This is a genomic window from Micromonospora craterilacus (assembly GCF_003236315.1).
Taxonomy (GTDB): domain Bacteria; phylum Actinomycetota; class Actinomycetes; order Mycobacteriales; family Micromonosporaceae; genus Micromonospora; species Micromonospora craterilacus.
The window spans coordinates 1-11,886 of sequence record NZ_POTY01000223.1; the positions used below are offsets into that span (position 1 = coordinate 1).

Here is an 11,886-nt window from a genome sequence, read left to right on the forward strand (position 1 = left end):
CCGGAAGGCCGCCCTCCGCATCGCCGGTGCCCTCGCCGACCGGTACGCCCACCACCCCGCCCTCGCGCTGTGGCACGTGCACAACGAGTACGGCACCACCTGCCACTGCGAGCACACCGCCCGGGCGTTCCGGCGCTGGCTGGCCGACCGCCACGGCGACCTGGCCACCCTCAACGACGTCTGGAGCACCAGCTTCTGGAGCCAGCACTACTCCGACTGGGCCCAGATCAGCACCCCCCGGGCCACCCAGTACCTGGCCAACCCCGGCCAGCTGCTGGACTTCCGCCGGTTCTGGTCGGACACCCTGCTCGCCGCGTACGCCGAGCAGCGCGACCTGCTCCGCGCGGCGAACCCGACGATCCCGGTCACCACCAACTACGTCCTCGGCGACTGGGTACCGGTCGACCACGCCCGCTGGGCCACCGAGGTCGACCTGGTGGCCGTCGACCACTACCCGTCGGCGGTCGACGTCGGCGCGGAGGAACAGACCGCCCTGGTCGGCGACCTGGCCCGCGGCTGGGCCCGACACGCCACCGCCCGCCGGCAGACCACCGCCACGGCGGGAGAGCCGCCGGCCACCCCGGATCGCGGCCCGACCTGGCCCGACCCGGCACCGGCGTGGCTGCTGATGGAGAGCGCCCCCAACCAGATCCACACCGCCGGCCGGATGCACACCAAGGAACCGGGGCGGATGCTCCGGCACAGCCTCGCCCACGTCGCCCGGGGCTCGCACGGCGCGATGTTCTTCCAGTGGCGGGCACCCGCCGGCGGCGCCGAACGCTTCCACTCCGCCCTGGTGCCGCACGCCGGCCCGGACAGCCGGGTGTTCCGCGAGGCGGTCGAGCTCGGCGCGGCGTTGGCGCGGCTCACCGAGATCCGAGGCACCGTCGAGGCGTCCGTGGCGCTCGCGGTCGACGCCGCCAGCGGATGGGCGCTGCGCCACCCCGGCCTGCCGTCGACCCGACTGGACCACCACGACGAGGTCGCCGCCGCCCACCGCGCCCTGTGGCACGCCGGGTACGGCTGTGACGTCGTCGTGCCCGGCGACCCCCTCGACGGGTACCGGCTGCTCGTGCTGCCCGCCCTCTACCTGGTCGGCGACGCCACCGCCGGCTGGGTGCGCGAGCACGTCCAGCGCGGCGGGCACCTGCTGGCCACCTACCTCAGCGGGGCCGCCGACGAGCACGCCCGGGTACGGCTCGGCGGCTACCCGGGCGCGCTACGCGACGTGCTCGGCGTCCGGGCGGAGGAGTTCCACCCGCTCGCCGACGGTGACCACGTCCGGCTCGCCGACGGCGGGACCGGACGGATCTGGGCCGAGACACTGCACCTGGCCGGGGCGGACGTGGTCACCTCGTACGCCGGCGGGCTGCTCGACGGGCTACCCGCGGTCACCCGGCACCGCAGCGGCGCCGGAACCGCCTGGTACGTCTCCACCCGACCCGACGACGACACCTACCGCCGGCTGCTCGACCGAGCCGCCCGCGCCGCCGGCGCCACCCCCGTCTACCCGGACGCGCCCGCCGGCGTCGAGGCGGTACGCCGCCGCGGCGACGACGCGAGCTGGCTGTTCCTGTTCAACCACACCGACCGGGACCAGCGGGTACCGGCCCGCGGCGTGGAACTGCTGACGGGGGCTCCAGTCGACGAGGCGGTCACGCTGCCACCCGGCGGCGTCGCCGTGCTGCGCGAGCACACCGGCTGAGCCACGGGCACCGGCGGCGGGGCGACGCCGGTCAGGGGGTGGCGACGGCGGCGCGGGAGCGGTCGGCCGCGATCCGCACGGCCAGCGTCGCCAGCACCGTGCCCATCAGCATCCGCTGCACCCGCAGCCACAACGGGCGGCGGCTCAGGAACCCGGCGATCCCCCCGGCGGTCAGCACGATCAACGCGTTCACCGTCAACGCCACCGCGATCTGGGTCAGGCCCAGCAGCAGGCTCTGCGCCGCCACGTTGCCCCGGGCCGGGTCGATGAACTGCGGCAGCAGCGAGACGTAGAGGATCGCGATCTTCGGGTTGAGCAGGTTGGTGACCAGCCCCATGGTGAACAGCCGCCGGGTCGGGTCCGGCGGCAGCGGCGCCGGGGTGAACGGTGAGTGGCCGCCCGGGCGTACCGCCTGCCAGGCCAGCCACAGCAGGTACGCCGCGCCGGCCAGCTTGACCGCCGTGTACAACGCCGGTACCAGCACGAACACCGTGGCGATGCCGGCCACCGCGGCGCCCAGGTAGACCGCGAAGCCCGCAGCGACCCCGAGCAGCGAGATCATCCCGGCCCGCCGGCCCTGGGTCACCGACCGCGACACCAGGTAGACCATGTTCGGTCCCGGCGTCAGCACCAGCCCCAGGGCGACCAACGCGATCCCGACGACTCCGGCCGTACTCACCATTGCGTGACCCCCGTCCCACGTCCCGCCCGAGCCTATGCCACCGGAGAATCCCGGTAGCTGCGGCGACACTGCGCTGCGGTGACACCGCCGCGATACGGTGAGTCCGGGGAGGTGACCAGGTGGACAGGGCGTGGGAGGCGTCGATCGAGGCGCAGATCCGGTCAGCCCAGGAGCGCGGGGAGTTCGACAACCTGCCCGGCGCGGGCAGGCCCATCCCGGGCCGGGGCATGCCGTACGACGAATCCTGGTGGATCAAGAGCTTCCTGGAACGCGAGCAGGTGCCGACCGACCTGCTGCTGCCGACCCCGCTGCTGCTGCGCCGTCAGATCGAGCGGCTCCCGGACGAGGTCCGCGACCTGCCGACCGAGCAGGCCGTCCGGGCCTGCGTCGCCGACCTGAACGCGCAGGTGATGGCCTGGCTGCGCAACCCGACGGGCCCGCGGGTCGTGGTGCGCCCGGTCGACGCCGACGCCGTCGTACAGCGGTGGCGGGCCGACCGCGACGCCACCGCCGAACCGGCGGCGCCCGCCGCCCGGCCGTCGCCCGCGCGGCGGGCCTGGCTCCCGTTCCGCCGGCGCCGCGCCGCCTGACCCGGAGACCGCCCGCCCGGTCCAGCCGGTCAGCCACCGCAGCACCGTTGCCGGTGTTGGTCGGGTCGACTACGGTCGGTCAGGTGACTGCCGGGTCGGCCATGGGCCACGAGCGGACGGGGCACCCGGCCCGCCGGTGAGCCGGGAGCGGGCCCGCGGCCCGCCGTCCTCCATCGCTTTCCTCGCGCCTGTTCGAGGCGCCCCACTGTCGTATCCCGCGCCGTTCCGGGCGCGATCTTCGCCGTGGCCACCGGCGTCGTCGACGTGGCCGACTCCTGTCACCGCAGAAAGCAGAGCATGCCGAACGACTTCAACCAGCAGATCATCGACGAGTTCCGGGCCAACGCCGGCCGGGTGGGCGGCCCGTTCGAGGGCGCCCGCCTGATCCTGCTCACCACCACCGGGGCGCGTACCGGCGCCGCCCACACCACCCCGGTGGCGTACCTGCCCGACGGGCCGGAACGGATCCTGGTGATCGCCTCCGCGGGGGGCGCGGACCGGCATCCGCACTGGTACCACAACCTGGTCGCCGATCCGCAGGTCACCGTCGAGGACGGGGCCTTCACCTATCCGGCGCGCGCCGGGGTGCTCACCGGCGCCGAGCGCGACCGCCTCTTCGCCCGCGCCGCGGCGGCCGACCCCGGCTGGGCCGGTTACCAGGCGAAAACGTCGCGGGTGATCCCGGTGGTGGCGCTCTACCCCGAGGCGGCCGGGCCGCCCGCCGCGTCGTCGTTCGGCGCGGCATTGAAGTTGATCCACGACGCGTTCCGGCGGGAGCTGGCGTTGATCCGCGCCGAGGTCGACCGCTCCGGTCCGGCGCTGGGTGCCCAGTTGCGGGTGAACTGCCTGACCGTGTGCGGCAACCTGCACGTCCACCACGTCAGGGAGGACGAGGGCATGTTCGCCGGCCTCGGCGCGCAGCGCCCGGACCTGGCGCCCGTGCTGGACCGGCTGCGCGAGGAACACCGGCGGGTCGCCGCGCTGGTGGGGGAGCTGCGGCAGGTGCTCACCGCCGAGAGCGCCGACCGCGACCAGGTCCGCGAGCAGGTCGCCCGGCTCGTCGCCGAGCTGGAGGCACATCTGGCGTACGAGGAGGAGCAACTGATCCCGGTCCTCGACGGCGTCGGCTGACGCCGGGCGGCGACGAAGATGGGCGCCGGCGGGGCGTGTGCCCCGCCGGCGCTTCCAGGGCCCCCGTCGGGGCGATCACGCCGACCCTAGATCCTGGTGTTGCCGCCCTTGTTGACGATGCTCGCCTTCTTGCAGTTGCTCCAGGTGAGCGGGAGTCCGGTGCTGCCACCCCCACGGCCGCCCCACTTGATCAGTGGGAGCTTCTTGCCGGAGTAGCCGGTGCCGTACTTGTTGTTCTTGAAGATGTTGCCGCTCCCGCACGTCTCGCCCTTGTCCAGCCGGCCCCACTCGCTGAACATGGCGTACTGGCCGGACTTGGTGAAGGTGTTCCCGCTCACCACGTTGTTCTTGCTCCCGTCCCTGATTCGCACGGGGTCACCGGTGATCACCGAGAACTTGTTACCGGTGATGCTGCTGCCCGAGGTCTTGACCAGGTAGACCCCGTGCATCTTCCCGCCGTTGCGCAGGCCGGAGAAGACGTTGTTCTTGATCACGATGCCGGAAGAGTTCTTCACGTGGACGGCGGCGTATCCGGTGGAACCGCTGAGATTCTTGAACTCGTTCCCGCTGACCGTGACGTTCTTGACGTTCCTGAGCAGGATCGCGTTGGCGTGCCCGGAGAATTTCTTGCCCTTGATGGCGAAACCGCCGGGGCCGCCGTCAATGCAGAGCTGATAGTCACCCTTGGGGCACTTGACCTGCCCCGGATACTTGGGGGCGGCCATCCGAGCCGACGCACCCATGCCACCGGGGTCGACAATGGCTGCCTGAGCCGGCGCGATCAGCCCGAGGGCGAGTGCGGCGCTGCCGGCCAGGACGATCAATCCACGTACGAGCATTCAAATCCTCATTGACGAGTAGGGATGTGACATCTCACCGGGTGAGATGGTCAGGTACGACTCGCGTCGTAGCCGCCGCTGGTGATCCTGGCGCCGTTGCGGCATTCCGCCTTCTGGTACTGCCACCGCTTCGGCCCGTTGATGGGCGACCCCGAGCTGCAGGTGACCCACACCGTGACGTAGTAGCCCGTGCACTGGACGTGGAAGCGTCCAGCACCACCGCTGCCGGCGGTGTCGAACCATTCCACGCAGGGCGCGGCGGCTGCCGAAGAAGCGGTCGAGGCCGCGGCCGGGGACGCCGCCGCCGGGCTGCTGCCCAGGGCAGGCGGGCCGGCAAGCAGTAGCGCGATTCCCGCCGCCACCGCCGTCGACGTTCTGCGCACGGACTTCACCATGGTCCTCCTTGTGTTGGTCGATGTTGGACCGTCCCGGGCATTCGCGTCGCCCGGTGGATTCACCATCCATGTCCGGCCCTGCGCGAAGCTTGCGAACGGCCTTGAATTCGCAGATCAGCGGTATGCGCGAGCGGCCGCCGATTGCGTGGACCGCCGGTTGGCCCGCCGATCCGCCGGCGGGCGAGCCACTAGCGGACGTCGTTTGAACGAATGCTGTGGAAAACTTGAATCCGCTGGCGGGTGGCAGGGGCGGACAGTGGGGGCTCATGGTCGTGGAGTTCAGGCTGCTGGGCGATGTCGCGGCAGCTGTCGACGGCGATCCGGTCAATCTCGGCCACGCCCGGCAACAATGTGTGCTGGCGGTGCTCCTGGTCGAGGCGAACCGAGTCGTCCACGTCGACCAGTTACTTGAGCGGGTGTGGGTGGATCGGCCGCCGCAGCGGGCACACAGCGCGCTCTACAGCTACCTGTCACGGCTACGCCGGTGCCTCGGCCGCACCGAGGACGTCCGTATCGTGCGGCAACCGGGCGGCTACCTGCTGGCGGTCGATCCGATGGCGGTGGATCTGCACCGCTTCAACGACCTGGTCTCCCGCGCCCGGCGGGCAACCGACGACATGGATGCCCTGCGGCATTTCGACGAGGCGATCGGCCTGTGGCGCGGAGAAGCGTTCGCGCCGCTGGACACGCCGTGGTTCAACAACCTCCGCGGCGCCCTGCACCAGGGCCGGCGGGCGGCCGAGCGGGACCGGACCGACATCGCGCTCCGTCTCGGTCAGCATTCGACGCTGCTGGCGGAGTTGTCGCGGGGTGTTGTCGAGCACCCGTTGGACGAGCGCCTTGCCGGCCAGCTCATGCTGACGCTGTACCGTTCGGGCCGGCAGGCCGAGGCGCTCGACCACTACCAGCAGATGCGGCACCGCCTGGCCGACGCGTTGGGCGTCGACCCCAGTCCTGATCTGCAGGAGCTGCATCTGCGGATCCTGCACGGCGATCCCGACTTCGCCGCCTCGGCCGTCACGCGAGCGGCTGCCGCAGCAGTCACCCCCCGTACGCCCCGGCAGCTGCCACCGCCGCCGGCGATGTTCGCCGGCCGCGCCCGGGAGTTGGCCGCCCTGAGCATCGCCGTCGACCGGCAGGCCGGGGCGAACAGCGGGGTCGCCATCTCGACCGTCGGCGGGATGGGTGGGATCGGCAAGACCTGGCTCGTGTTGCGGTGGGCCCACGACAACCTGGACCGATTTCCCGACGGACAGTTGTACGTGAACCTGCGCGGCTTCGAGCCCGCCGCGGAGGCGATGCCACCGCTGGTGGCGCTACGCGGCTTCCTCGACGGGCTCGGGGTGCCGCCCGGGTCGGTGCCGATGGACCTGGACGCACAGGTCGGCCTGTACCGCAGCATGCTCGCCGGCCGGCGAATGCTGATCGTGCTCGACAACGCCCGCGACGCCGAGCAGGTACGCCCGCTGTTGCCGGGCGTACCCGGATGCGTGGTCGTGGTGACCAGCCGTCAGCAGCTGTCCGGTCTGGTGGCGGTCGAAGGCGCCAGCCCGGTCGCGCTCGACCTGCTCACCGCCGCGGAGGCCCGCGAGCTGCTGGCGAGCCGGCTGACTGACGGCCGGGTGGCGGCCGAGCCGAGGCCGGTGGAGGGAATCGTCGAGCGGTGTTCCGGGCTGCCGCTGGCGCTGGCGATCGTGGCGGCCCGCGCGGCGGCCCACCCCGGGTTCCCGCTCGCCGCGCTGGACCGGGAACTGGCCGAGTTGCAGGGCAGTCTCGACGGCTTCGCCGGCGGCGGGGACCCGCTCACCGACCTGCGCTCGGTCTTCTCCTGGTCGTACCGCGCGCTCGGCGAGCCGGGGGCGCGGTTGTTCCGCCTGCTCGGGCTGCATCCCGGGCCGGACATCTCGGTGCGGGCCGCCGCCAGCCTCGCCGCCCTGCCCGAGCGGCAGGCGCGTCTCATCCTCGGCGAACTCGTCCGGGCGCAGCTGATGGTGGAACGGGCGCCGGGCAGGTACACCTGCCACGACCTGCTGCGGGCGTACGCGGCGGAGATGGTCGAGGCGGAGCCCCCGGAGCCACGCCGCGCCGCGCTGCACCGGATCGTGGACCACTATCTGCGCAGCGCAGGTACCGCCGACCGGCGGCTGTCCCCGCTGCGGGATCCGGTCGCGCCGCCGCCGGCTCAGGCGGGCGTGCAGCCGGAGGAGACGGCGGACAACGCGCAGGCGTTGGCCTGGTTCGCCGAGGAACACGGGGTGCTCCTGCGGGTGGTCGAGCTGGCCTCCCGGCACGGCTTCGACCGGCACGTCTGGCAGTTGGCGTGGGCGTTTACCACCTTCCTGAGCCGCCGGAGCCACTGGGACGACCTGATCGCCGTACAGAATCAGGCGCTGGCCGCCGCCGAGCGTGACGGCGACCGGGCGGCGCGGGCGCAGGCGCACCGTGATGTCGCTCCCGCCTACACCGAGACCGGCCGGTTCGAGTTGGCCCGTGGCCACCTGGAATCCGCTCTGGTGCTGCTGGACGAACTTGCCGACCGGGTCGGCCAGGCGCACACCCTGCTGACCCTGAGCTGGGCGAGCGAGAAGGAGGGCGACCAGGCGGCCGCGTTGCGCCACGACGAACGTGCGCTGCGGCTCTTCCGCGACGCCGGGCACCGGGCGGGGGAGGCCCGGGCGCTCAACGCGGTCGGCTGGGACCATGTTCTGCTCGGCGAGCACCAGCAGGCGATCCGCTACTGCCAGCGGGCGGTTGCCCTGCAACGCCGGCTCGGCGACCGGACCGGCGAGGCGAACAGTTGGGACACCCTCGGCTACGCCCTTCACCATCTCGGCCACTACCGGCGGGCGGCCCGCTGCTATCGGCGAGCGCTGGAGATCAGCCGCGAGCTCGGACACCGCTACAACGAGGCGGAGGCGCTCCAGCACCTGGGCGACACCCACCAGGCCCTCGGCGACCTGCCCGCCGCCTGCGACTGCTGGCTGCGCGCCTTGGAGATCCTCACCGAGATCGGGCATCCGGCCGTCGAACAACTCCGCGACAAGCTCGCCGCGACCAAGGGCGTTGCTGCGGCGCGCTGAACAGGTGGATGCCGCTCACCGCCGCCGGACACGCAGCACGCAGGTCAGCATCGGGAGGGTGAACTCGCCGTCGGCAGTCTCCGGTCTGCTCGCCAGGAAGGCGCGGATCCGGCCGAGCGTGGCCTGTTGCTCCTGTTCCGGCATGACCAGCATCCCCGCCCTGGTGGCAAGTGTCGCCACGAGAGAGTCGGCGGTGCGGCGCTGCCCGTGCGGGAACTCGGCCTGCTCCGGCGAGTCGAACCGGGCCGCCCCGCCGGTCTTCGGCAGGTACGCGTCGGCCGTCTCGGCGCGCCAACCGGCCGGTGTGTCACGCGGGCCGATGGCCGCGCTTCCGCTGACCCGCGCCAGCCCGGCGACCCAGTCGACCCGGTCGTCCATGACGTTCCACAGGCCGGCCAGGATGCCGCCGGGCGCCAGGACCCTGGCGATCTCGGGTCCCGCGACGGCCATGTCGAACCAGTGCATGGCGTTGCCGGCCAGCACGGCATCGACGGACGCGTCCGGCAGCGGTATCGCCTCGGCGCTGCCCGGCAGGGCACCGACGTCCGGCAGTGCGCGGCGCAGCTCGGTCAGCATCGCCGGGTCAGGCTCGACCGCGGTGACGTCGGCGCCGACCGCAAGCAGTGTGGCGGTGAGTTTGCCGGTGCCGGCGCCGAGGTCGAGCACCCGTAAGCCGGGCGCGGGCTCGAGCGCCCAGCGCACCGCGGCCTGCGCATAGTCCGGGCGGTGCGCGGCGTACGCGGTCGCCGCCGCGCCGAACGACGAGGCGTGACGGAGCCGTTCGTCACGTCCCACGCGACCAACCTATCGATCGGTGCCGCGCAGCGGCTATCGGTCGTCACAGCAACGGGCAGACGCCGCCGCCGAACATTATTGGATTACTAGTAACGCTAAGCCGATAATTAATACCTACAAAGCGGGCATATCGCGAGCGCACCATAATGACTGTTAGTGTGCGTAAGCACTTAGGCTGGTGCAGCTTCGGCCGATCCCGACCCGACCTAAGCCACAACGATGACGGTCTGGGGGCAGCCGGATTACGCCGGAGACCGGCAATAGGGCCGGTCAGCGGATGGTGATGGGTCTGCTGATGGCGGCTTCGCGGTCGGCTCCGGGTGGGCACCCGTACGACGAGTCGGGTACCGAAGGGTCGGGGCGTCGGCGCCGGGCCAGGTCGGTCGTTCGTCGTTGAGCCAGAGGGCTACCTCTCCGGGCGCTGTCCGACCTTCGACACAACGGCCCGTTGCAGCACTGCGGTCGTGCCCAGCACCGTCCCGGCCGGCCCGTCGGCGGTGTCCGCAACGAGATAACTTCGCTCGCCGAGGTATTCATACGTCTGTTCATCGAAGATCCACTCATCGCGCCGGTTCCCCTCGGTGTGCGCGACGGCTACCCCTCGCCGGCCGGCCGCATCGGTTACCCCGCGGACCACCTCGACCCCCGGAATCTTCGCCGTGGCCCGGTAGAGCGCGGCGCTCGTCTGCGGCGGCACCAACGACTCGCGCAGGATGTCGCCGATCGCGGTGAACGCCGCACCGTCGCGGCTGTTGCCCCGGCCTCGCTCGTCCCGCTCCCGGTAAAGCTTCGCCAGCAGCTCGTCCGGGTCGCTGGGCAGATCGACGACCTCCGCGTTCGGCGTCATGTCGGTAAGCGTTTCCCGCTCCGGGATCACACCGATGATCGGCAAGTCGAAGGACGGCTGCCGCAGCAAACCGTCACCTCGCTCGTACCGCGGGATCCAAATCTCCCGCTCGCGCACTGGTTGCAGCCGGGCCGGGCCGTCACCCAGCTCGGCGAACGCACCCCGGCTCTTGATGTAGACGTACTCGCCTTCGCCGGACGGTGGTTCCGGCTTGTTGACGGCCGCTGCGGCCATCTGGTTCAGGAACAGCGTCGCGCCACTGTGTTCCCCCTGCTCGACCGTCACAATCAGCGGCGCGCTGTCCGGCGCCCACAGCTGGGCGATCACCCCGGCCGCGACCGCGGCGGCCAGCACGCCCGCCGCCGGCGCGAGCACCAGCATCCGCTGTGGCCGCCGGGCCGGCCGCTCGAACTCGTTCATCAGGTGGTGCCGCAGTGCCTGCCGGCGCACTGCCGGCAGGGCCGGCACGTGGGGGGCGGTGGGCTCGCTCATCGGTACTCTCCCTGCTCGACGGGGATTGTTCGGGTACGCCCCAGCTCCTGCTGTGCCAGCGCCCGCAGCCGGGTCCGTGCCCGCGACAGCCGAGAGCGCACGGTCCCGACGGGTATGCCCAGCGCCTCGGCTGCCGCCGCATAGTCCAGTTGCGACCACACGCACAGCAGGAACACCTCCCGGTCGGCCCTGCGGAGTGCCCGCAGTGCCGCCATGGCCGCGGTTACTTGGTCGGCATCGTGCATCCGGGCGACCACCTCGTCGGCGAAGTCCGGGACGGTGTCGCGTACCGGCAGTCGCCGCAACGCCTCCCGGTGCCGGCGCGCCGCCCGCCGCCGGTTGCGCAGCACATTGGTGGCGATGCCGAGCAGCCACGGCCGCAGGCTGCCCCCGTCCGGATACAGAGATTCGCGGATCCGCCACGCCTCGAGAAAGGTCAGCGACACCACATCCTCGGCGAGCGCCGGATCGCCCTCACTCCACACCGCATGCCGATGAACCGCATCGGCATGTTCATCGAAGAGATCGCCGAATGCATCGGTGTCTCCGGCCCGGATCCGGACCCGCATCTCAGCTGTCACACCTTCACCTGTCCGCGGCGGCCCCTGAGTTCCCACTCTTCGCGGGCACATTTTCCTGCGGTCAGATGGCTTGCGACTGCCGGCGGCGGTGCCGCGCTGCCCGTAGCTCGTCGCCAGCGGTGCCACCCGCCCGACTCAGGGCGGACCCACTGAATCATTTTCCCCGGCTGGGACGGTAGGGCACCCTTCACGATCAATCGTTTGGTGCTGGCGGCTGTTTCCGAGGCCGTGTGCGGCCGGCAGCCCCGCCCCGGTCGGGGTTAGGAACTCATCCGCCCGTATGCCATGCGCGCTTCGGCGACCTCCGCGGCCTGGCGCTCACGCCAGCGCTGCTGCGCCTCGCGGTTGCAGGTCCGGCAGGATCGCCGGAATCGACCCGTCGTCGGAGCGATCTCCCGGTCGTGTCCGTTGCGGCACTGCGGGCGTTGGGTGCGTTCGCGGCAGTTGTCCGCGTGGCTGAGCTGGCGCAGGTGGGTCGGTTCGATGCAGTCCGGCGCCCCGCAGTCGTGGTGCACCTCGAGGGCGGGGTCGTAGCCGCCGACGAAGACTACGTACGCCGCGACGTGCGCCCACGCCCGGCCCGCGAGCTTCTGGTGCACGCCGCGCCGGCTGCCGTAGCCGCGCACGATGAGGCATCCGTCGTCGGCGCGTGTCGCGCGGCTCAACAGATACGCCCGGAGGGTGTCCTCGGTGAAATGTCGGGACAGGCCGTTGATCTGGGACACCACGGCGACAGGGTAGGCGGCGGG

11 protein-coding genes are annotated in these 11,886 nt (G+C 71.9%); 4 read left to right on the top strand and 7 right to left on the bottom strand.

Features of this window, described 5'->3' with window-relative positions; genetic code table 11:
- On the top strand, positions 1-1,705 hold a 1,705-nt coding region (locus C1I95_RS26745), incomplete at its 5' end, for a beta-galactosidase (RefSeq protein WP_111217857.1).
- Between the two features lie 31 nt (positions 1,706-1,736).
- Here C1I95_RS26745 and C1I95_RS26750 read toward each other — a convergent pair.
- Complete coding sequence (locus C1I95_RS26750; RefSeq protein WP_111217859.1) at positions 1,737-2,387, bottom strand: LysE family translocator; 651 nt, start codon at positions 2,385-2,387, stop codon at positions 1,737-1,739.
- Between the two features lie 119 nt (positions 2,388-2,506).
- On the opposite strand from C1I95_RS26750, the gene C1I95_RS26755 reads away from it, so the two are divergent.
- Both C1I95_RS26755 and C1I95_RS26760 read left to right on the top strand, forming a co-directional pair.
- Entirely contained in the window at positions 2,507-2,977 is a 471-nt protein-coding gene (locus C1I95_RS26755) for a DnaJ family domain-containing protein (RefSeq protein ID WP_111217860.1), read from the top strand.
- 243 nt (positions 2,978-3,220) lie between these two features.
- On the top strand, positions 3,221-4,108 hold the full coding sequence (locus C1I95_RS26760; RefSeq protein ID WP_199523923.1) for a nitroreductase/quinone reductase family protein: 888 nt from the start codon (positions 3,221-3,223) through the stop codon (positions 4,106-4,108).
- Positions 4,109-4,194: 86 nt separating this feature from the next.
- Here C1I95_RS26760 and C1I95_RS26765 read toward each other — a convergent pair whose 3' ends face one another.
- Together C1I95_RS26765 and C1I95_RS34905 are read right to left on the bottom strand one after the other, a co-directional pair.
- Positions 4,195-4,947, bottom strand: coding sequence for a right-handed parallel beta-helix repeat-containing protein (locus C1I95_RS26765; RefSeq protein ID WP_111217862.1), 753 nt, complete (start codon positions 4,945-4,947; stop codon positions 4,195-4,197).
- 50 nt (positions 4,948-4,997) lie between these two features.
- Positions 4,998-5,342 (bottom strand): hypothetical protein, encoded by a 345-nt coding sequence (locus C1I95_RS34905; protein WP_158566480.1) that lies wholly within the window; start codon positions 5,340-5,342, stop codon positions 4,998-5,000.
- Between the two features lie 266 nt (positions 5,343-5,608).
- Here C1I95_RS34905 and C1I95_RS26775 point away from each other — a divergent pair, with 266 nt between their 5' ends.
- Positions 5,609-8,422 (top strand): AfsR/SARP family transcriptional regulator, encoded by a 2,814-nt coding sequence (locus C1I95_RS26775; protein WP_111217866.1) that lies wholly within the window; start codon positions 5,609-5,611, stop codon positions 8,420-8,422.
- 15 nt (positions 8,423-8,437) lie between these two features.
- Here the strand turns inward: C1I95_RS26775 and C1I95_RS26780 are convergent, their stop codons facing one another.
- From C1I95_RS26780 to C1I95_RS26795, 4 genes are all read right to left on the bottom strand, one after another.
- Positions 8,438-9,217, bottom strand: coding sequence for a class I SAM-dependent methyltransferase (locus C1I95_RS26780; protein ID WP_111217867.1), 780 nt, complete (start codon positions 9,215-9,217; stop codon positions 8,438-8,440).
- A gap of 406 nt (positions 9,218-9,623) precedes the next feature.
- Entirely contained in the window at positions 9,624-10,556 is a 933-nt protein-coding gene (locus C1I95_RS26785) for a CU044_5270 family protein (RefSeq protein WP_111217868.1), read from the bottom strand.
- Entirely contained in the window at positions 10,553-11,125 is a 573-nt protein-coding gene (locus tag C1I95_RS26790; protein WP_111217869.1) for an RNA polymerase sigma factor, read from the bottom strand. Before C1I95_RS26790 ends, C1I95_RS26785 begins: the two co-directional genes overlap by 4 nt.
- A 272-nt stretch (positions 11,126-11,397) precedes the next feature.
- The coding region (locus C1I95_RS26795; RefSeq protein ID WP_233513902.1) for an HNH endonuclease at positions 11,398-11,886 on the bottom strand (489 nt) is incomplete at its 5' end.